25 protein-coding genes are annotated in these 20813 nt (G+C 60.4%); 17 read left to right on the top strand and 8 right to left on the bottom strand.

Annotation, left to right across the window (positions count from 1 at the left end; translation table 11 throughout):
- Positions 1-66: 66 nt before the first annotated feature.
- A complete protein-coding gene (locus MGEO_RS14915; protein WP_085639484.1) occupies positions 67-402 on the bottom strand; it encodes an ArsR/SmtB family transcription factor in 336 nt (111 codons plus the stop codon).
- Positions 403-411: 9 nt separating this feature from the next.
- Positions 412-816: a thioredoxin domain-containing protein gene (locus tag MGEO_RS14910; RefSeq protein ID WP_085639481.1), complete on the bottom strand. Its 405-nt coding sequence runs from the start codon at positions 814-816 to the stop codon at positions 412-414.
- Between the two features lie 69 nt (positions 817-885).
- Here MGEO_RS14910 and MGEO_RS14905 point away from each other — a divergent pair, with 69 nt between their 5' ends.
- From MGEO_RS14905 to MGEO_RS14855, 11 genes are all read left to right on the top strand, one after another.
- On the top strand, positions 886-1623 hold the full coding sequence (locus MGEO_RS14905; RefSeq protein WP_085639478.1) for a cytochrome c biogenesis CcdA family protein: 738 nt from the start codon (positions 886-888) through the stop codon (positions 1621-1623).
- 29 nt (positions 1624-1652) lie between these two features.
- Positions 1653-2231, top strand: a complete 579-nt coding sequence (locus MGEO_RS14900) for a thioredoxin family protein (protein ID WP_085639475.1) — start codon at positions 1653-1655, stop codon at positions 2229-2231.
- 128 nt (positions 2232-2359) lie between these two features.
- The gene (gene soxX, locus MGEO_RS14895) at positions 2360-2839 is read left to right on the top strand and encodes a sulfur oxidation c-type cytochrome SoxX (RefSeq protein ID WP_085639472.1); all 480 of its coding nucleotides are present in this window, start codon (positions 2360-2362) and stop codon (positions 2837-2839) included.
- Between the two features lie 29 nt (positions 2840-2868).
- Positions 2869-3285 (top strand): thiosulfate oxidation carrier protein SoxY, encoded by a 417-nt coding sequence (gene soxY, locus MGEO_RS14890; protein WP_085639469.1) that lies wholly within the window; start codon positions 2869-2871, stop codon positions 3283-3285.
- A 31-nt stretch (positions 3286-3316) separates the two neighbouring features.
- Entirely contained in the window at positions 3317-3643 is a 327-nt protein-coding gene (soxZ, locus tag MGEO_RS14885) for a thiosulfate oxidation carrier complex protein SoxZ (protein WP_085639466.1), read from the top strand.
- A gap of 59 nt (positions 3644-3702) precedes the next feature.
- Complete coding sequence (gene soxA, locus MGEO_RS14880; RefSeq protein ID WP_085639463.1) at positions 3703-4554, top strand: sulfur oxidation c-type cytochrome SoxA; 852 nt, start codon at positions 3703-3705, stop codon at positions 4552-4554.
- 94 nt (positions 4555-4648) lie between these two features.
- Positions 4649-6346 carry a thiosulfohydrolase SoxB gene (gene soxB / locus MGEO_RS14875; protein WP_085639459.1) on the top strand — a complete coding sequence of 566 codons (1698 nt, stop codon included), beginning with the start codon at positions 4649-4651 and terminating at the stop codon, positions 6344-6346.
- A gap of 20 nt (positions 6347-6366) precedes the next feature.
- Entirely contained in the window at positions 6367-7641 is a 1275-nt protein-coding gene (soxC, locus tag MGEO_RS14870) for a sulfite dehydrogenase (RefSeq protein ID WP_085639456.1), read from the top strand.
- On the top strand, positions 7625-8809 hold the full coding sequence (locus MGEO_RS14865) for a c-type cytochrome (RefSeq protein ID WP_085639452.1): 1185 nt from the start codon (positions 7625-7627) through the stop codon (positions 8807-8809). The genes soxC and MGEO_RS14865 overlap by 17 nt, the downstream gene beginning before the upstream one ends.
- 397 nt (positions 8810-9206) lie before the next feature.
- Positions 9207-9866: a c-type cytochrome gene (locus MGEO_RS14860; RefSeq protein WP_233139943.1), complete on the top strand. Its 660-nt coding sequence runs from the start codon at positions 9207-9209 to the stop codon at positions 9864-9866.
- Between the two features lie 52 nt (positions 9867-9918).
- Positions 9919-11187, top strand: coding sequence for an NAD(P)/FAD-dependent oxidoreductase (locus MGEO_RS14855; RefSeq protein ID WP_085639445.1), 1269 nt, complete (start codon positions 9919-9921; stop codon positions 11185-11187).
- Positions 11188-11330: 143 nt separating this feature from the next.
- Here the strand turns inward: MGEO_RS14855 and MGEO_RS14850 are convergent, their stop codons facing one another.
- Entirely contained in the window at positions 11331-12536 is a 1206-nt protein-coding gene (locus MGEO_RS14850) for an FAD-binding domain-containing protein (protein WP_085639442.1), read from the bottom strand.
- Between the two features lie 146 nt (positions 12537-12682).
- Between MGEO_RS14850 and MGEO_RS14845 the strand changes: the two genes are divergently transcribed.
- From MGEO_RS14845 to MGEO_RS14825, 5 genes are all read left to right on the top strand, one after another.
- Entirely contained in the window at positions 12683-13312 is a 630-nt protein-coding gene (locus MGEO_RS14845; protein ID WP_085639439.1) for an ATP-dependent Clp protease proteolytic subunit, read from the top strand.
- 151 nt (positions 13313-13463) lie between these two features.
- On the top strand, positions 13464-14729 hold the full coding sequence (gene clpX / locus MGEO_RS14840; RefSeq protein ID WP_085639436.1) for an ATP-dependent Clp protease ATP-binding subunit ClpX: 1266 nt from the start codon (positions 13464-13466) through the stop codon (positions 14727-14729).
- Positions 14730-14794: 65 nt separating this feature from the next.
- On the top strand, positions 14795-15163 hold the full coding sequence (locus tag MGEO_RS14835) for a RidA family protein (RefSeq protein WP_085639683.1): 369 nt from the start codon (positions 14795-14797) through the stop codon (positions 15161-15163).
- A gap of 67 nt (positions 15164-15230) precedes the next feature.
- On the top strand, positions 15231-15614 hold the full coding sequence (locus tag MGEO_RS14830) for an NADH:ubiquinone oxidoreductase subunit NDUFA12 (protein WP_085639433.1): 384 nt from the start codon (positions 15231-15233) through the stop codon (positions 15612-15614).
- A 42-nt stretch (positions 15615-15656) separates the two neighbouring features.
- The gene (locus MGEO_RS14825; RefSeq protein ID WP_085639430.1) at positions 15657-16019 is read left to right on the top strand and encodes a DUF2155 domain-containing protein; all 363 of its coding nucleotides are present in this window, start codon (positions 15657-15659) and stop codon (positions 16017-16019) included.
- Here the strand turns inward: MGEO_RS14825 and aat are convergent.
- The 3 genes from aat to accB are packed head-to-tail and all read right to left on the bottom strand — an operon-like array spanning position 15983 to position 18522.
- Positions 15983-16618: a leucyl/phenylalanyl-tRNA--protein transferase gene (aat, locus tag MGEO_RS14820; protein WP_085639427.1), complete on the bottom strand. Its 636-nt coding sequence runs from the start codon at positions 16616-16618 to the stop codon at positions 15983-15985. The two genes, MGEO_RS14825 and aat, sit on opposite strands and share 37 nt — an antisense overlap.
- Positions 16619-16658: 40 nt before the next feature.
- The gene (accC, locus tag MGEO_RS14815) at positions 16659-18017 is read right to left on the bottom strand and encodes an acetyl-CoA carboxylase biotin carboxylase subunit (RefSeq protein ID WP_085639424.1); all 1359 of its coding nucleotides are present in this window, start codon (positions 18015-18017) and stop codon (positions 16659-16661) included.
- Positions 18018-18030: 13 nt separating this feature from the next.
- Positions 18031-18522, bottom strand: a complete 492-nt coding sequence (accB, locus tag MGEO_RS14810) for an acetyl-CoA carboxylase biotin carboxyl carrier protein (RefSeq protein ID WP_085639421.1) — start codon at positions 18520-18522, stop codon at positions 18031-18033.
- 146 nt (positions 18523-18668) lie between these two features.
- Between accB and MGEO_RS14805 the strand changes: the two genes are divergently transcribed.
- Positions 18669-20171, top strand: coding sequence for a class I adenylate-forming enzyme family protein (locus MGEO_RS14805; protein WP_085639418.1), 1503 nt, complete (start codon positions 18669-18671; stop codon positions 20169-20171).
- Here the strand turns inward: MGEO_RS14805 and MGEO_RS14800 are convergent.
- Positions 20134-20394 carry a hypothetical protein gene (locus MGEO_RS14800; RefSeq protein ID WP_085639415.1) on the bottom strand — a complete coding sequence of 87 codons (261 nt, stop codon included), beginning with the start codon at positions 20392-20394 and terminating at the stop codon, positions 20134-20136. The two genes, MGEO_RS14805 and MGEO_RS14800, sit on opposite strands and share 38 nt — an antisense overlap.
- A 148-nt stretch (positions 20395-20542) precedes the next feature.
- A partial coding sequence (locus tag MGEO_RS14795; protein ID WP_408607524.1) for an AMP-binding enzyme occupies positions 20543-20813 on the bottom strand: 271 nt, incomplete at its 5' end.

The following is a 20813-nucleotide window of genomic DNA, read 5'->3' as shown; positions in this document are numbered from 1 at the left end:
AAGACAGGCTCCCGCAGCAAGTATGCGGTCAGGGCGATGTGAGAGCAAGGAGAGAGTAGGGCGCGATCAGTCGTCTTTGCAGAAGAGATCGTAGACGCATTCCAGCATCTTGCGCGGTCTGTTGTCCGCCAGACGGTAATAGATCGTCTTGCCGTCGCGGCGTGGGATCACCAGCCCTTCGAGGCGCAGCCGGGACAGTTGCTGCGAGACGGCTGCCTGCCGAGCCGCAAGCAATTCTTCCAGTTCGGTCACCGATTTCTCGCCGGTAACCAAATGACAGAGGATCATCAGGCGACCTTCATGGCTGATCGCTTTGAGAAAGTTCGATGCGGTGGTCGCCTTGTCCACGATGCGGTCAAGTTCGTCTTCGTTCAGATCTGGACTAAGCTGGGGAAGTGCCATGCCGTGCCTCTAATTCCGGACCGTTTCGATCTCTGCTGTCGGCGAAAACTCTGTGTGGTCCTCAAGCAGCTTCGACAGAAGCGGCCAAAAAAAGTCTTCACCCGGATACCCTTCGATCCGTGCCTGTTCCGTACCGTCTTTTATCAGAACAAAAGTCGGCGTGAAAACAACGCGACGCGCATATGTCATACCCTCTGGCGGGCCTTCACGCAAATCTGCACGAATAAGTGGCGCAAACCGGCCCTCGGCCGTCTTTGGGTAGGCAGGTGCGATTTCGGCATCCCAGCGTTCGCAATAGACGCATCCGTGCTGTTCAACCATCACGAGATATGGCTCGGCCGCACCGACAGAACCCCAGGACGGGCTGACAAGAAAAGCGGCGGCGATTGCCAGGGCGTTCAGGACTCGCATCATTCACCAATTGACGACATCACAACAAAACACTTAATCTGAATATGTGAATAATTCAAGGAATCTCCGCATATGTTCGACATTTCGTTCGCGGGCGCGGCACTTGCGGGGATACTGAGCTTTTTTACCCCCTGCATCTTGCCCATGGTTCCGTTCTACCTGTGCTATATGGCCGGGATTTCAATGAACGAGTTGAAGGGCGAGGAAGACGTCCCCAAGGGTATTGCCTGGAACCTCGTTCTGTCTGCCTGTCTCTTCGCACTGGGCGTCACAACGATCTTCGTGCTTCTGGGCATGGGGGCCACGGCAGTGGGACAGGCCTTTGCCGATTATCGCGAACCCCTTCGCTATGTCGCGGCAGCGGTTCTGACGGCGTTCGGGCTGCATTTCCTTGGGATCGTACGTATCCCGATTCTCTACCGCGAAGCGCGGGTCGAGGCGAAAACGGAACCGACCACGCTTGTAGGGGCCTACGTGATGGGCCTTGCCTTCGGCTTTGGCTGGACACCCTGCGTCGGTCCGGCACTTGCGTCAATTCTCATGATTGCCGGTGGCATGGGCGATATCGTGCAGGGCGGGCTGCTGCTCTTTGTGTATGGCGTCGGGATGACGGCGCCCTTTGTGATCGCGGCGCTGTTTTCCGGACCGTTTCTGCGATGGACGGCCCGCAACCGGGCATTCTTGGGCTATGCCGAAAAGGTCATGGGCGCGATGCTGATCCTGTTTGCGCTGTTGATCGCAACCGATACTGTGAACCTGATTGCAGATGCGATGCTGCGCTGGTTCCCGAACTGGTCATCGCTTGGATGATCGCCAACCTTTCAGGAGGAGGAAGGAAGATGAGACACGTTTTGGGTGGTGCACTGGCGCTTCTGATGGCGTTTCCGGTGGCGGCGGCAGAGCTGGGCGATGACGGCCTGCACAAGCAGCCATGGATGCGCGACACGTTCAAAGACCTGCGCGAGGACCTTGGCGAGGCAAATGCCGAAGGCAAGCGTCTGGTTCTGTTCTTTGAACAGCGCGGGTGCATCTACTGCTCGAAGATGCACGAAGAGGTGTTCTCGGATCCGGGAATCAGTGACTACATCGCAGAGAACTACTTTGTGGTGCAGCTGAACCTGCACGGAGACATCGAAGTCACCGATTTCGATGGGGAAACTCTGTCCGAAAAGGACATGGCGCGGAAGTGGCGCGTGCTGTTCACTCCGAACATCGTGTTCCTTCCGGAAGAGGTGCCCGAGGGGCAAAATGCGATCGAAGCATCGGTTGCCGTGATGCCGGGGGCTTTCGCCAAGGGCACCACGATCGACATGTTCACCTGGGTCAATGAGAAGCGGTATCTTCTTGATAACGATGAAGATTTTCAGCGCTATCACGCCCGCAGAATCCAGGAACGGAACGACGGCAAAACGGACTGACACAAAAAAATTCATACTCAATTATTCACTTTTGTGAATTTGATGTTGCATGAATCAAGGTCAGTGGCCTACGGTATACAAAGCCATATGTCAGCCTGGGCCTACACCCGGGCGGTAAGGGAGGGACAATGAAGCTAACAGGTATTTCCGCAGCAGTCGTGATTTGCGCGACCGCAGCAATCGCCAACCCGATCACTCCGGGTGAGGTGCAATTCGACGAATACGGCGCGATCGCTGCATCGCTGTCCGGCACGGACGGCGACGCTGCCAATGGTGCCAAGATCATGACCAACCGCGGCAAGGGCAACTGCGTTGCGTGCCACGCCGTGACTGCGCTGAACGATGCGCCGTTCCATGGCGAAGTGGGTCCGAGCCTCGATGGCATCGCGGATTATCGCAGCGCCGAAGAACTGCGCGGCATCGTGGCCAACGCCAAGATGACCTTTGAAGGCAGCGTCATGCCCGCCTTCTACAAGACCAGTGGATTCATCCGCCCCGGTGATGGCTACACCGGCAAGGGTGCAAAAGAAGAAGACCTGTCGCCCATTCTGACGGCGCAGGAAATCGAAGATGTGGTGGCGTTCCTGCTGACGCTTAAGGGCAGCTGATCTGCTGTCACTGGATTAGGAGATAAGACATGGATTTCACGAGACGCGAAACCTTGGCACTGGGTGGGGCAGCGGCGCTGACCTTCGTCCTGCCGTTCCGCGCCAACGCAGCGGTTGACGATGCAATCGCAGAATTCACCGGCGGTGCCGCAATCGGCGGCGCAGGTGTGGAACTGACCGCGCCCGAGATTGCCGAGAACGGCAACACGGTTCCGATTTCGGTCTCGGCTCCGGGTGCATCCGCAATCATGGTTCTGGCCGCAGGCAACCCGACACCGGGCGTCGCGACGTTCAACTTTGGCCCGCTGGCCGCGTCCCAATCCGCAAGCACGCGCATGCGTCTTGCCGGCACGCAGGACGTGGTCGCCATTGCCAAACTGGCAGATGGCAGCTTTGCACGCAGCGCGAAGACCGTGAAGGTCACCATCGGCGGCTGCGGCGGCTAACGGTCAACATTCAGATTTCAGGAGAGAAAACATGGCATCCGGTGTAAAACCCCGCGTCAAGGTTCCCAAGTCCGCCTCTGCTGGTGAAGCGATCACCATCAAGACGCTGATCAGCCACCCGATGGAATCGGGCCAGCGTAAGGACGGCGACGGCAACCCGATCCCGCGCTCGATCATCAATCGCTTCACCTGCGAGTTCAACGGCCAGAGCGTCATCGACGTGAAAATGGAACCGGCGATTTCGACCAACCCGTATTTCGAATTCGAGGCCACAGTGCCCGAAGCCGGTGAATTCGCGTTCACCTGGTATGACGATGACGGGTCTGTCTACAACGACAACAAAGCCATCACGGTCTGAGCAGAAGCTCCTCCCTGTCCCGATATCACGGGGCAGGGGTAATTTTGGGAGGGAACAGAATGAAATATAAGTCACTGACAGCGTTGGCCGCGCTGGCGATTTCGGCTCCGATGGTTTTCGCCGGTGGCGCGGATGATGATGCGCTTGTCATCGACGGTCAGGAGATGATCTCCAAGACAGCAGCGCCTGCGCACATGGCAGAAACCGGGATCGACACGATCATCTCGGGTTGGCACTTCCGCGAGGATGACACTCAGGCGATGCAGCTCGACACGTTCGACAACCCCGGCATGATCGCCGTGGATCAGGCAATGGACGCCTGGAACACTGTCGAAGGCACTGCTGAGAAGTCCTGCGCGTCTTGCCACGAAGGCCCCGAAAGCATGAAGGGCGTTCGCGCGGTGTATCCGAAGTGGAATGCCGAAGCCGGTGAAATGCGCACCCTGGCGATGCAGATCAACAATTGCCGCACCGAACAGATGGGCGCAGAGCCTTACAAGTACGACAAAGCCGAAATGACCGCGATGGAAGCGCTCATCACGGTTCAGTCGCGCGGTATGCCGGTGAACGTGGCAATCGACGGCCCCGCCGCCGAGTACTACGAAAAAGGCAAGGAAATTTACTACACCCGTTACGGCCAGCTCGAACTGTCCTGTGCGAGCTGCCATGAGCAGAACTACGGCAACTACATCCGTGCCGACCACCTGTCTCAGGGCCAGATCAACGGGTTCCCGACTTACCGTCTCAAGAACGCTGGGCTCGTTCAGGTGCACAACCGCTTCCGCGGCTGTATCCGCGACACCCGTGCCGAGACATTCGCCGTCGGTTCGCCTGAATTCGTCGCGCTCGAAGTCTACGTCGCCTCTCGCGGCAACGGCCTGAGCGTCGAAGGACCGTCGGTCCGTCAATAACCTGAGGGCCCGCGTCATTGATGGCGCGGGCTTTCTTCCACCCAACCTATTCACACATGCGAATGTGTGTTCGGAAATCCAAGAAGGCCCTCCCATGATATCACGTCGCGATTTCCTTCAGGTGTCGATGGCCGCGTCCGCTTTGGTGGGCGCGTCCGGCTTTGGCAACTGGTCCCGGCTGGCGGCACAGCAGGCACTGACGCAAGACCAGCTCTTGCAGTTCGACACCTTTGGTAATGTCTCGCTGATCCACGTCACGGACATCCACGCTCAGCTCAAGCCGATCTATTTCCGCGAACCGTCGGTGAACATCGGGGTAGGCGACAACCGGGGTGCGGTACCGCACGTGACCGGGGCCGATTTCCGCAAGCTTTACGGCATCGATGACGGCAGCCCATCGCATTACGCGCTCAGCTCTGGCGACTTCTCCTCCCTGGCCAAGGCTTACGGGCGCGTAGGGGGACTGGATCGCGTGGCCACAGTGGTCAACGCGATCCGGGCCGACCGTCCCGACGCTCTGCTGCTGGATGGTGGTGATACATGGCACGGGTCCTACACTTGCTACCACACCGAGGGGCAGGACATGGTCAACGTGATGAACCAGCTGCGCCCTGACGCGATGACCTTCCACTGGGAATTCACCCTTGGATCGGATCGTGTGGCAGAGATTGTCGAAGGTCTTCCCTTTGCCGCGCTGGGACAGAACATCTTTGACGCCGAATGGGACGAACCGGCCGAGCTGTTCCCGCCCTACCAGTTCTTCGAACGCGGTGGCGTCAAAATCGCAGTCATCGGTCAGGCCTTCCCGTACATGCCGATTGCGAACCCCGGCTGGATGTTCCCGGAATACTCCTTCGGTATCCGCGACGAGAACATGCAGGCCATGGTCGACGAAGTACGCGCCCAGGGTGCCGAATGTGTCGTCTGCCTCAGCCACAACGGCTTTGACGTGGACAAGAGCATGGCGGGCAAGGTCACCGGGATCGACGTGATCCTGTCGGGCCACACACATGATGCGCTGCCGGAACCGGTTTTGGTGGGCGAAACGATCATCGTGGCCTCCGGCTCCAACGGCAAGTTCGTCAGCCGTGTCGATCTGGATATTCAGAACGGTCGCATGATGGGCTTCCGTCACAAGCTGATCCCGATTTTCTCGGATGTGATCGAACCCGATGCGGAAATGACCGCGCTCATCGACGAACAGCGCGCGCCATTCAAGGCCGAGCTGGAAGAGGTGATCGGGCAGACCGACAGCCTGCTGTACCGCCGTGGCAACTTCAACGGCACATGGGACGACCTGATCTGCGACGCCCTGATGAGCGAACGCGAGGCCGATATCGCCATGTCGCCGGGCGTGCGTTGGGGTCCGAGCCTCATTCCGGGCGACGACATCACCCGCGAAGACATCTGGAACGTCACGTCCATGACCTATGGCAAGGCGTACCGGACCGAGATGACCGGCGAGTTCATCAAGGTGATCCTCGAAGACGTGGCCGACAACATCTTCAACCCCGATCCCTACTACCAGCAGGGTGGCGACATGGTGCGCATCGGTGGCATGGGCTACCGCATCGATGTGTCCAAGCCGCAGGGCGAACGGATCACCGACATGACCCTGCTCAAGACAGGCGAAGCCATTGATCCAGCGAAGAATTATGTCGTCGCTGGCTGGGCGTCCGTCAATGAGGGCACTGAAGGTCCGCAAATCTGGGACGTGGTCGAAGCACATATCAAGAAGCTCGGCACCGTCACCGTTCAACCCAATGACAGCGTCACGGTCGTGGGCGCGTAACTTCAACCGGAGTGTGAGATATGTCTGATATGCTCAAACCCTCCCGCCGCGCGTTCCTGCGGGGCTCTGCTGCGGCTGCGGCGGGGCTGACCGCTGCGGGCGCTGCGCGGGCAAATGGTCCCGATCCGCTGATCACCGAAGTGCAGGAATGGGCCACCGTGTTCGGCGACGGCGTGGACGCCACGCCATACGGCCTGCCGATCCAGTATGAAAGCGATGTGGTGCGCCGCAACGTGGAATGGCTGACCGCTGATACGACAAGCTCGATCAACTTTACCCCGATTCACGCGCTGGACGGCACGATCACGCCGCAGGGCTGTGCGTTTGAACGCCACCATTCGGGCGCGATCGAACTGCGCAAGGAAGACTACCGCCTGATGATCAACGGTCTGGTCGATACACCGCTGGTGTTCAGCTATGCCGATCTGGAACGCTTCCCGCGCGAGAACCACGTCTATTTCTGTGAATGTGCCGCGAACACCGGCATGGAATGGGCAGGCGCTCAGCTGAACGGCGCGCAGTTCACCCACGGTATGATCCACAACATGGAATATACCGGCGTGTCCCTGCGTACCCTTCTGAACGAAGCAGGTCTCGAAGCCGCCGGCGATCTGGCCGACAAGTGGGTCTATGTCGAAGGTGCGGATGCGTCCTCAAACGGTCGCTCGATCCCGATGGACAAGGCTTTGGACGATGTTCTGGTCGCGTTCAAGGCGAACGGTGAGGCGCTGCGCAAAGAGCACGGCTACCCTGTCCGCCTTGTCGTTCCCGGCTGGGAAGGCAACATGTGGGTCAAGTGGCTCCGCCGCATTGAGGTCACGGCAAACGCGGTCGAAAGCCGCGAGGAAACGTCGAAATACACTGACACTCTGGCCGACGGCACCAGCCGCAAGTGGACATGGGTGATGGACGCGAAATCCGTCATCACCTCGCCCAGCCCGCAGTCGCCCATCACGCATGGCGCAGGACCGCTGGTTATCACGGGCCTTGCATGGTCCGGCCACGGCGCGATCACCCGCGTGGACGTGTCCAAGGACGGTGGCAAGACATGGGAAACCGCGCGTCTGGCGAAGCCGGGCGAGAAAATGGCACTGACCCGCTTCTATCTCGACACCGAATGGAACGGCGAAGAAATGCTGCTGCAATCCCGCGCCATTGACGAAACCGGATATGTTCAGCCGACCAAGGCACAGCTGCGCGAAGTGCGCGGTGAGAACTCCATCTACCACAACAACTGCATTCAGACCTGGCACGTGATGCCAAACGGGGAGGCCGAAAATGTCGAAGTCTCTTAAACTATTCGGCGGCGCTGGCCTCGGCACGTTGGCTGTGCTGACGATGGCGGTGAACTTTGCCGACCGCAACATTGCCGATTTTCCTGAGAACCCCGCCGTCATGACGACCATCGAACCGGTTGTCGTGTCCAGCGCTCTGGTCGGTGCGGCGAATGCCTCGACCGGCGCAGGCGAAGGCAAACTCGGTCTTGGCCGCCCGGCTCTGCCCGAAGAAATCGCCGCATGGGATGTGGATGTCAGCCCGGATGGCACCGGTCTTCCGGTCGGATCGGGTTCCGTTGCAGACGGCGAGATGATTTTCTCGGAGAACTGCGCGGTCTGCCACGGCGAGTTTGCCGAAGGTGTGGACAACTGGCCCGAACTGGCAGGCGGCGAAGGCACGCTGGCAGATGAAGACCCGGTCAAGACCGTGGGCAGCTACTGGCCCTATCTGTCGACTGCGTGGGATTATGTCCACCGGTCCATGCCCTATGGCAACGCTCAGACGCTCAGCAATGACGATGTCTATGCCATCGTGGCTTACATCCTGTATTCGAACTTCCTCGTCGATGACGATTTCGTTCTGAGCAACGAGAACTTCCTCGAAGTCGAGATGCCGAATGCCAATGGCTTCATCATCGATGACCGCGCCGAGACAGAATATTCGATCTGGCGCAGCGAGCCTTGCATGGAAAACTGCAAGGACAGCGTGGAGATCACCATGCGCGCAACCGTGCTGGATGTGACGCCCGAGGAAGAAGGCGCGGCAGCCGCAACCGAAGCGGCACCCGTCGTGCAGGAAGCAGCTGCAGAGCCTGTTGCCGAAGCGGCCGAAGCTGCGCCTGTCGAGGTTGCTGCCGAAGCGGACGCTGGCGCGGACCCGGAACTGGTCGCCGCTGGTGAAAAGGTCTTTGGCAAGTGCAAGGCCTGTCACCAGGTTGGAGACGGCGCGAAGAACCGCTCCGGTCCGGTCCTGAACGGTGTTGTCGGCGCGGACATCGCGGCGGTTGACGGGTTCAAGTATTCCAAGACCCTGTCTGAAATGGACGGGACATGGACTCCGGAAACGCTCGCAGCCTTCCTTGCGGACCCGCGCGGGTACGCCAAGGGCACCAAGATGAGCTTTGCGGGCCTGAAGAGCGAAGAAGATATCGCGGCCGTGACTGCGTATCTGTCGACCTTCAAGTAAAATTGCCAGCGCGGCGGGGACTGCCCCGCCGCGGCTTTTGTGCGAGTATGATTTGAGGCCTTGCCCGTGTTCGGGCTCACTGGGACGAGTGATCATGGCAAACACTGCGGGTATCTTCGTATCGGTTCTTGGCGGTGCTGCGCTTGTGCTTGGCGCTGCATACGGGTGGACCGCACGCGATTACCGGTCGCAGGAGCTTGCCGCGCTGACGGATCGCCTGTCACAGCTCGAATCCAGCAATGCCGCCTTGGTCGATCAGATTGCGCAAGGCGCGGAATTAAAAGAAAAAATATCGGAACTTGAGGCATCGCTTGCAACCGCGCTGGAAGCGGTGGAAGCCGCGAAGACTGCGGCTGCTGCCCCGGAGCCGCCTGTTGCAGCACCTGAACCAGACACCATTGTGGCCGATGCAACCGGCCTCGAATTCGGTGATCCGTCTCGCGGCGAAGAGGTTTTTGCGCAATGTCGGTCCTGCCACCAGATCGGGCAGGGCGCGACGGACCGGATCGGACCGCATCTTAACGGAATTTTCGGACGGCGCGCCGGCGCGCATGACGGCTTCCGCTATTCCGACGATATGGCGATGATGGGATCAGACGGTCTGACCTGGGAGCTTGAAACCCTCAACGCCTATCTCGAAAACCCCAAGGCGCTGGTGTCGCGGACGCGGATGAATTTCGCCGGTCTGAAAGACCCCCAGGACCGGTCGGACATCCTGGCCTACCTGCGCCAGTTCTCGGCCAGCCCGCAGAACATTCCCGAAGCCGCGCCCACCGCGCAGGCGCGCGAGGTCGAGCTGTCTCCTGAGGTGCTGGCCATCGTGGGCGACACGGACTACGGCGAATACCTCGCCAGCGAGTGCAAGACCTGCCACCAGCAGGACGGATCTGATCAGGGGATTCCCTCGATCATTCAGTGGCCGACCGAAGATTTCGTGGTCGCCATGCACGCTTACAAAAGACAGATCAGACCACATCCGGTGATGCAGATGATGGCATCCCGGTTGTCGGACGAAGAGATCGCCGCGCTCGCGGCGTATTTTGCCCAGCTCGAGTAAGGCTCTCGAGAAGCCTCCGAGTAAGGGTTGTTTTGTGAACGGGAGGAGAAACATGAAACTGAACAGACGTGTCTTTGTCGGCACCGGGATGGCGGCCGCATCGACGTTGAGCGCGCCCATGGTGCATGCGGCCTCGCACGGCAAACCCAAGGTGGTGGTTGTCGGCGGCGGTGCCGGGGGCGCGACCGCCGCCCGTTACATCGCCAAGGACAGCGCGGGCGAGATCGACGTGACCCTGATCGAACCGACGCGCACCTATTACACCTGCTTCTTTTCGAACCTCTATATCGGCGGGTTCCGGGATCTGAACAGCATCGCGCATTCCTACGGCAAACTGGCCTCGGAATACGGAATCAACGTGGTGCATGACTGGGCCACAGGGGTGGACCGCGATGCCAAGACCGTGTCTCTGGCCGGTGGTGGATCGGTTCCCTATGACCGGCTGATTCTCAGCCCCGGTATCGACTTCGTCGAAGGCTCGGTGCCCGGTTGGGACCTCTCGGCGCAGAACGCGATGCCCCACGCCTACAAGGCTGGCAGCCAGACCGAGTTGCTCAAGGCACAGATCATGGCGATGCCCGAAGGCGGCACCTATGTGATGGTCGCACCACCCAATCCGTACCGTTGTCCGCCGGGACCGTATGAACGGATCTCGATGGTGGCGCATGTCCTGAAAGAGACCAATCCGACGGCCAAGATCATCATTGCCGATCCGAAGGAAAAGTTCTCGAAACAGGCGCTGTTCGAAGAAGGCTGGCAGAAGCATTACACCGGCATGGTCGAACGCATCGGTCCGGATTTCGGTGGCGGCAACGTGACGGTCGATCCAGCCGCCATGACCGTCAACATCGACGGCGAAGTGGTGAAGGCTGACGTGGTCAACGTGATCCCGGCGCAGAAGGCGGGTCTGATCTGCGACGCTGCCGGTCTGACCGAGGGCAACTGGGCGCCTGTCGATGGGCACAGCATGGTGTCGCGTCTGGATGAAAACATCCACATTCTGGGCGACGCCACCAATCAGGGCGACATGCCGAAATCCGGCTATTCCGCGAATTCGCAGGCCAAGGTCGCAGCGATGGCGGTGCGCGGTGCGCTCACCGGCAGCCGCGTGTTCCTGGCGAAGTTCTCGAACACCTGCTGGTCGCTCATTGCAACCGATGATGGCGTGAAAGTCGGCGCGGCTTACGAGCCGAACGACGAAAAGATCGCCAGCGTGTCGAGCTTTGTCAGCCAGACGGGCGAGGACGCAGCGCTGCGCAAGGCGACTTACGAGGAAAGCATCGGCTGGTATGAGGGGATCACAACCGACATGTTCGGGTGATCTTCTGATTCAGGTATTTGGGGAAGGCCGGGCTTCATGTCCCGGCCTTTCGCTTTTTGGGGTGTCTCGGATCGCGGCGCGATCCGATCCGTTTGGGGGGCCAGCCCCCCAAACCCCCCGGAGTTTGATTGGCAAGATGAAGATCAGACGGGTTGCAGCCCCTTCATCGCGCCCACGAATTCCGGGATTTTGGCTTTGAACTTGAAAAAGCCGGCTGTGGCATGGTGCCAGGCGCGGCGATCATAGGCGCGCAGCGGCCGGATCACCGGCAGCGCGCGGATGTCGTTCAGTAGCGTTGCGACGGGCCCGACGGGGGCGTAGGAGGTGACGATCTGGTCAGCTCCGGCGGCGCGGGCCCAGTCTTCAATCTCCTGTGCCGTGGACATGCCCGAGGTGATCGGGCCAAGCGACGCCGACCAACGGCTTGCGCAGTCGGCCATGATCGCGGTTTTGAACGCTTTGACCCGAGGTGCAACGTGCAGCGGGCTGATCTGGCCTGTGGCATCCAGCGTGGCGGTGGCCAGCGGCTTCAGGCCCAGATCGAACAGCCATCCGGGGCAGAGGTCGTCTTCGTGCAGCACAAGCACCGAAGGTTTTGACGGGTCGAGAGTGTCGCCCACAGGGGCATCCATGCGTGGCGGATGTGGCGGCCCTTGCAGCGGCTCGGGATTCGAGGCGAGCTGATAGAGCGGCGAGAACCGCCCTTCGGTGTATTTCGAGATGTTCGAGGCACGGGCGACATAATTCTTGCCCTGCGTCTGCAACCCGGCCACCCATCGCCAGCTCAGCGTGTTGGAGGCCGGGTCTCCGTCGTAGAGATGACGAAGGAAGAAATCCGCGCCGAGTTCCCAGGGCAGGCGCAGGGTGAAGATCCAGATCGATGCAAACCACATGCGCGCGTGATTGTGCAGATAGCCGGTTTCGACCAATTCGTGCGCCCAGTGATTGAAGCAGTCAATCCCGGTCTCGCCTTTGCACGCCGCTTCCCATTCGCTGCGCAGTCCGGACTGTGTCTGGACCTGATCCCATGCCCGCAGAAGGCCCTGCTGATAGCCACCCCAGACCGCAGGCCGCATTTCCAGCCAGCCTTTCCAATAGGTGCGCCAGAACACTTCCTGCACGAATTTCTCGGCGCTGCTCAGGGAGTAGCGACCCAGCACCGCCTCCAGGACCTCGGCCTCGGTGATGAGGCGGTGACGCAGATAGGGCGACAGGGTCGAGACAGCGTCGTGATGTCCCAGTCCACGATCATAATTGCGCTGCGCCGTGTAGTCACGGCCGGCTTTGGGCACGAAGGCCGACAGCTTTTCAAGAGCAGCCGTTCGGGTTGGGGGAAAGAGATCTGACATGCGGGGCGAGGTAAATCCGTTGGTCGCAGGGTCAAGTCGCGGGGGTGATCCGCTGCCCCTTGCAGCCCCCAGAACCCGACACTAGTCTCAGGGCAACTCGCAACCAAGCCCGGCATCCGGCGGGCGCATCATCATGGCAGGCACAGATGAAAGATCCCTTTGAGACATATATGAATACCCTCGTTCCCATGGTGGTCGAGCAGACAAGCCGTGGCGAACGGGCTTATGACATTTTCTCGCGGCTGCTGAAGGAACGGATCATTTTCCTGAGCGGACCGGTGCATGACGGCATGTCTTCGCTGATCGTGGCGCAGCTTCTGCACCTCGAGGCCGAGAACCCCTCCAAGGAAATCAGCATGTATATCAACAGCCCCGGTGGTGTGGTGACCAGCGGTCTGTCGATCTACGACACCATGCAGTACATCAAGCCCAAGGTCAGCACGCTGGTCATCGGACAGGCGGCCTCCATGGGGTCGCTTCTGCTGACGGCAGGTGAGCCGGGGATGCGCTTCTCGCTGCCCAACAGCCGGGTCATGGTGCACCAGCCCTCGGGCGGCTATCAGGGGCAGGCGACGGATATCATGATCCACGCGCAGGAAACCCAGAAGCTCAAGACGCGCCTCAACGAGATCTATGTGAAGCATACCGGCCAGACGCTGAAAAAGGTCGAAGCGGCGCTGGAGCGCGACAACTTCATGTCGCCGGAAGAGGCGAAGGACTGGGGTCTCATCGATGAAATCGTGGAGAGCCGCGCCAAAGGAACAGACGGAGAGTAAATCGTGATCGGGCCACGCCGTCACAGATGTGTTTTTGGCGTTGTGGCCCATCCTGTGCTGTCCTAAGGTTCTGGGAAGAAAACATGACGCACGTTTAGGGCGATATTTCTTCGGATGACTCTCCTAAAAATGTGTCAGGAAAGGTAAAGACATGGCGACGAATTCTGGCGGCGACAGCAAAAATACCCTCTACTGTAGCTTCTGTGGCAAAAGCCAACATGAAGTCCGAAAGCTGATCGCCGGGCCGACCGTCTTCATCTGCGACGAATGCGTCGAGCTTTGCATGGATATCATCCGTGAAGAGACCAAGGGCGGTGGCCTGAAGTCGACCGATGGCGTCCCGACCCCGCGCGAGATCTGCGATGTGCTTGATGACTACGTGATCGGTCAGTCGCTGGCCAAGCGGGTTCTGTCCGTTGCCGTGCACAACCACTACAAACGCCTGAATCATTCCCAGAAGTCCTCGGATATCGAACTGGCGAAGTCGAACATTCTGCTGATCGGCCCGACCGGGTGCGGCAAGACACTTCTTGCGCAGACACTGGCGCGGATACTGGATGTGCCGTTCACCATGGCCGATGCCACCACCCTGACCGAGGCGGGTTATGTCGGCGAGGACGTCGAGAACATCATTCTCAAGCTGCTTCAGGCGTCGGAATACAACGTCGAACGTGCGCAGCGCGGCATCGTCTATATCGACGAGGTCGACAAGATCACCCGGAAGTCCGAAAATCCGTCGATCACCCGTGACGTATCGGGCGAAGGTGTGCAGCAGGCGCTGCTGAAGCTGATGGAAGGCACCGTGGCCTCTGTGCCGCCGCAGGGTGGGCGCAAACATCCGCAGCAGGAGTTCCTGCAAGTGGATACCACGAACATCCTGTTCATCTGCGGCGGTGCCTTTGCCGGCCTCGACCGGATCATCAAGCAGCGCGGCAAAGGCTCGGCCATGGGCTTTGGAGCCGATGTGCGCGATGAAAGCGACGCGGGCGTGGGCGAGACCTTCAAAGAGCTGGAGCCGGAAGATCTGCTGAAATTCGGTCTGATCCCCGAATTCGTCGGCCGTCTGCCAGTGATCGCCACGCTCGAAGATCTCGATGAGGACGCGCTGGTGATCATCCTGACACAGCCGAAGAACGCTCTGGTCAAGCAGTATCAGCGCCTGTTCGAGCTGGAGGACACGACCCTGACCTTCACCGACGACGCACTGAGCGCTATTGCGAAGCGGGCGATTGAACGCAAAACGGGCGCGCGGGGTCTGCGCTCCATCCTCGAAGACATTCTCCTTGACACGATGTTCGAACTTCCGGGCATGGACGAGGTGGTCGAAGTGGTCGTCAACGAAGAGGCGGTCACCTCCGAGGCCAAACCTCTGATGATCTACGCAGATCAGAAAAAGGAACCCGCCGAAGCCGGTTAAGGGCATCGCGGCAGACATGGAGAAAGGTGGGCTTTTTGCCCGCCTTTCTTTTTGGGAACACACATATGACCATCACACGCATCCGCTCGGGCGGGGAATTCGAAGCCAAGATCGGCTATTGCCGGGCAGTCGTCGCCGGGGGCTTTGTTCATGTCGCAGGAACAGTCGGCCAGGGCGATACCGTGGCCGAACAATGTGAAAGCGCGCTCGCGACCATTTCGGCAGCGCTAGAGAAAGCGGGCGCAAGCATGGCCGATGTTGTCCGTGTCACCTACTACCTGCCGGACCGCCACGAGTTCGAACCGTGCCATGCAATCCTGGCCCGGACCTTCGGCGACAACCCGCCAGCTGCGACAATGATCGAATGTGGGCTGATCGACCCGAAATACCGGATCGAAATTGAAGTGACGGCGCTGGCACCGACTGCGTCATAGCTGCGCTGGACCTCACCCCGCAAAGCGCCCTATAACGGCGCCAAACCAACCCCCGAGGAGTCGTTCCATGGGCATTCTCAATACCCTTCTTCGCGCTGTCACCTGGTGGAACGGGCAGACGCTTGGCACACAGTTCTATACGTGGCGTAAGGGCGAAAAGGTGGGTGAGGACACCCAGGGCAACATCTTCTACCAGACGCGGGACGGGAAGAAGCGCTGGGTCATCTACAATGGCGAGGCTGAGGCAAGCCGCGTTGATGCGGACTGGCATGGCTGGCTGCACCACACCTTCAAGGAGCCGCCGACCGAGCGGCCTTTGCCCAAGAAAGACTGGGTTAAGCCGCATCAGGAAAACCTGACGGGTACGGCGCTGGCCTATGCACCCGCTGGCTCGCTCCGCCGCCCCGAACCTCAGGAACGCCGCGACTACGAGGCGTGGAGCCCGGAATAAGCCCGCCCGGTTTTGGCAGGCTGAATCAGAGGCGAACCGCTGATGGCACGTCTGATTGTTTTCGTCACTTCGCTTATGCTGGCCAGTGTCGGCATGGCGCAGCTGGCCACATCGACCGGCACGGGCGTCACCGTTCGTGCTCTGGACAAGCTCACCGGCAAGGTCGCGGACCTTCAGATCGCCTCGCGGCAATCTTCAACATATGGCCGCATCACCGTAACGGTGAATGAGTGCCGCTATCCCGAGGGGAATCCCGCCGGTGAAGCCTATGCGTCGCTTGTCATCACCGAAGTCGGGAAAGAGGCTCCTGTGTTTCAGGGATGGATGATCGCATCATCTCCGGCGCTGAACCCCATGGATCACCAGCGCTACGACGTCTGGGTGTTGCGCTGCACGACGTCCTGACCCGACGCAGCCAGAGGCTCGCCGTTGAAATCGGCTGACAGCGTAAGCGCGCGGGCCAGTTGCGTGCGGTAATCGGTCCGCGTGATCTCGACCGCGCCCAGCGAGGCGAGGTGATTGGTCAGAAACTGCGTGTCGAACAACACAAAACCGGTTCTGCGCAGAAGATCGACAAGCCAAGCGAGCGCGATCTTGGACGCGTCGCGTTCGCGTGAAAACATGCTTTCCCCGCAGAACGCCGCACCAACCGTTACGCCGTAGACGCCCCCCACCAGACGGTCACCCATCCACACCTCAAGCGAATGGGCGTCGCCCCTTCTGTGCAGCTCTTCATAGAGCACGCGGATATCGTGGTTGATCCATGTTTCGCTGCGATCCGCACAGGCGTCGATCACCTCGGCAAACGCCGTGTTGCGCGTCACGCGGTATGCGTCCCGCCGAAGGGTTTTCGCCAGGCTGCGCGAGATGTGGAACCGATCCAGGGGAAACACGCCGCGTCTGCGCGGATCGACCCAGAACAAGTCCGGGTCGTCCCGATGCTCGGCCATGGGAAATACGCCCGCCCGATAGGCTTCGAGTAGAAGGTCAGGCGTGACGGTCATGGGTCATGGCCGGGTGCCTCGGCGGGTTGCGGCGCAGGCCTTATCCTTGCGGGTTCGCATAGGTGCGCTCAAGCCAGTGTTCGAGCCAGTGGATGTTGTAATCGCCGCTGCGCACGTCCGGATCCTGCATCAGATCGCGGAACAGGGGCACGGTGCTGTCCACGCCATCGACGATCAACTCTCCCAGCGCGCGCGACATGCGGGCGAGCGCTTCATCCCGGTCGCGGCCATGCACGATCAGCTTTCCGATCAGGCTGTCGTAATAGGGCGGAATCCGGTAGCCGTCGTAAAGCGCGCTGTCCATCCGCACACCAAGACCGCCGGGGACGTGATACTGCGTGATGCGGCCCGGCGACGGTGCAAAGTTCGGAAGTTTCTCTGCGTTGATCCGTGCCTCGATGGCATGGCCGTTGATCGTCAGGTCGTCCTGTTCGAACGACAGGGGAAGGCCGGCAGCCACGCGGATCTGCTCGCGGACAAGGTCTACGCCAAAGATCGCTTCAGTGACCGGATGTTCGACCTGCAGGCGGGTGTTCATCTCGATGAAATAAAACTCGCCGTTTTCGTACAGGAACTCGATCGTTCCCGCGCCTGCATAGTTGATCTTCGATACGGCATCGGCGCAGATCCGCCCGATTTCGGCACGCTCTTCCGGTGTGATGCGGGGGCCGGGGGCCTCTTCCAGCACCTTCTGGTGGCGACGCTGCAAAGAGCAGTCACGCTCTCCAAGGTGAACGGCTTTGCCTTTGCCATCGCCAAACACCTGCACCTCGATATGGCGCGGCGTGGTCAGGTATTTCTCGATATAGACTTCGTCATTGCCGAACGCCGCCTTAGCCTCGGAGCGCGCGGTCTGAAAGGCACGTTCCATCTCGGCTGCGGATTTCGCAACCTTCATGCCGCGCCCGCCACCGCCAGCGGTCGCCTTGACGATCACCGGATAGCCGATGTCTTCGCCGATGGCCTTTGCGGTCGCCAGATCAGGCACGCCACCATCGGAGCCGGGCACGCAAGGCACGCCGAGCGCTTTCACCGTGTCCTTCGCGGTGATCTTGTCACCCATGATCCTGATGTGTTCAGCGGTCGGGCCGATGAAGGTCAGGCCGTGGTCTTCAACGATCTGAACGAAGCGCGCGTTCTCGGACAGAAAACCGTAGCCCGGGTGAATTGCCTGTACCCCGGTGACTTCGCAGGCGGAGATGATTGCGGGAATCGACAGGTAGCTGTCCGCCGAAGACGGCGGTCCGATGCAGATGGCCTCGTCTGCCATGCGCACATGCATCGCGTCCGAATCGGCGGTCGAATGAACTGCGACACTTGCCACTCCCATCTCGCGGCAGGCGCGGACGACACGGAGGGCAATCTCGCCCCGGTTGGCAATCAGGATTTTGTCAAACATGCCAGCGCCCCGGTTATTCGAGGATCACGAGAGGTGCCCCGTATTCGACGGGGGCTCCGTCCTCGACAAGAATGCGTTTCACGGTTCCGCTGCGCGGGGCAGGGATGTGGTTCATGGTCTTCATCGCCTCGACGATGAGAAGCGTGTCGCCTTCGTTGATCTGCTGTCCAACGGAAATGAATGCGGGCGCGCCAGGCTCGGCCTGCATATAGACCGTGCCGACCATCGGCGATGTCACGGCACCGGGATGCGCTGCAGGGTCTTCCGGTGGGGTGGCGGATGCTGTCGCAGCGGCGGGCGCAGCTTGCTGCGGCGCAACGGGCGCAGCGACAGGTGCAGACGCGACGACCGGCGCGGCTTGGGTCACACGGCTGACCCGGACGTTCAGACTGTCATCTTCCCCGTATTCCCGCTTGACCTGAAGCTCGGTCAGATCGTTTTCACGAAGCAATTTCGCCAGAGCCTCGATAAAAGCCACGTCTGCTTCATGGTTGGTCTTGGTCATGCTGTTCCTCGCCCGGTTCTTTGTCTTGGCCCATGGAACGGCCCCGCTGGGTAAGGGGCCGAGGGCTCGCTTTACCTACGGGCACCACCCGCATTGCACGTCTTTCCTTGCACCGATTAAATGGCAGGAGCAAGGGGAAGCGCATCATGAATATCGCATTCTGGCTCAAGAGAACAGCACTGGCGCACGGAGAACGCCCCGCGCTTTTCGACGGGACCATCCAGGTAGGAACCTATGCAGAGTGTCATGACCGCGCACAGCGGGTGGCGCATTGGCTGATGGGGCAGGGCATTTCACGCGGGGACCGTGTGGCTTTGGTCCTGCCCAACTGCCCCGATTACCTGATCCATCTTTTCGGTATCTGGTATGCCGGAGGAATTGCCGTTCCGGTCAATGCGAAGCTGCACGCGAAAGAGGTGGCCTGGATTCTCGAAAACGCGGGCGCGCGCCTGTGTCTGTCTCAGGGGAAGCTGGCGGAAGCGCTTTGCGATATCGATGTGCCTTGTGCGGTGATCGAGCAGGACACCGCTGGGCTGCCAGCGGCTGAGGTTGCCCCAGCGGTCTGCGAGGCATCCGATACCGCCTGGCTGTTCTATACCTCCGGAACCACCGGACGGCCCAAGGGGGTGCAGATCACCCACCGCAACCTGATCTCGATGAGCCTTTGTTATCAGGGTGATGTCGATGCAGTGCGCGCGGATCACTGTGCCATCTATGCCGCGCCGATGAGCCATGGAGCGGGGCTCTACAGCCTGATGCATGTTCTGCATGGGGCGCGACACGTGTTTCCGCCGTCGCGTGGCTTCGATCCATCCGAGGTGCTGGACTTGGCCCGGGTGCATGGACAGGCCCACATGTTTGCTGCGCCGACCATGGTGAAGCGCCTGACGGATTTTGCCATTGCCACCGGGCAGGACGGGGCCGGGCTGGAAACCGTCGTCTATGCCGGCGGCCCGATGTACGAGGCCGACATTCTGCGCGCGGTGACGCATTTCGGCCCTGTCTTCGCGCAGATTTACGGGCAGGGGGAATGCCCGATGGGGATCACCGCGCTGACCAAGTCAGAGGTTGCGGATCGGCAGTCGGAAGGGTGGCGTGCGCGGTTGAACTCGGTTGGCCGTGCGCAGTCTGCGGTCGATCTGCGCATCCGGCGGCAGGACGGCAGTAGCGCCGCGCCCGGCGAGATTGGCGAGATCGAGGTGCAGGGCGACACGGTCATGGCCGGTTACTGGAATGCTCCGGACGCCAGGGCCAAGACCCTTCGGGACGGCTGGCTGCGGACCGGGGACATGGGCGCGTTGGATGACAGGGGTTACCTGACTCTGATGGACCGCTCGAAAGACGTCATCATTTCCGGCGGGTCGAACATCTATCCGCGCGAGGTAGAGGACGTTCTTCTGCAGCATCCCGCCGTGTCCGAAGTGTCCGTGGTGGGGCAGCCGCATCCCGAATGGGGCGAGGAAGTTGTCGCCTTCGTGGTGTTTCGGGACGGCGCGCAGTGCGATGCAGAGGCATTGGGGGCGCACTGCCTTGAACATATTGCGCGCTTCAAACGGCCTAAGCAGTATCACTTCGTCGGCGACCTGCCCAAGAACAACTATGGCAAGGTGCTCAAGACGGATCTGCGGGCACGCCTTGCTGTGCGTTAACCACTGTCTGAACCTGTTCGCTGATCAGTGCCTTGATCTGAAGCTGAACCGCTGAGGGCGGTGCCGCCGGTGCCACGACCTGATCATTCGTGGTTCTGTGGTCCGGGCTGGCCTGTGCCACAGGTGGAACCGTTATGAAAACCGGCTGAATGCGCGCTGTCGCGTCTGGTTTTCGGATCACGTGCGATGCCGCGCTGGGCATGGTTGACTGGATCAATGACATTTTCTGCTCCGAAGATCTGGAGCCCCCACATGGTGCATCATAGCTCAGACCGCGTTCGATTTCTGCTGAAGACTGGGGAACTGGTTAATACCGGCGCAACGAATAAGGGCGGCCCGTAGACCGCCCTTTTTTTGGAAAACCCGAACAATCAGCGCTTATTCATCCGGTTTTCGATGAGGTCATCGACGACGGATGGGTCAGCGAGTGTTGAGGTGTCGCCGAGGGCGCCGTAGTCGTTTTCGGCGATCTTGCGCAGGATGCGGCGCATGATCTTGCCGGAGCGGGTTTTCGGCAGGCCGGGGGCCCACTGGATGAGGTCGGGAGAGGCGATCGGGCCGATTTCGGTGCGGACCCAGGTGCGCAGCTCTTTCATCAGCTCGTCGCTCGGCTCCACGCCGTTCATCAGGGTGACGTAGCAA

Origin of the sequence: Marivita geojedonensis (genome assembly GCF_002115805.1) — a bacterium.
GTDB classification, from domain to species: domain Bacteria; phylum Pseudomonadota; class Alphaproteobacteria; order Rhodobacterales; family Rhodobacteraceae; genus Marivita; species Marivita geojedonensis.
The sequence above is the reverse complement of the archived record's forward strand: the minus strand, read 5'-3'. Positions and strand labels throughout refer to the sequence as shown.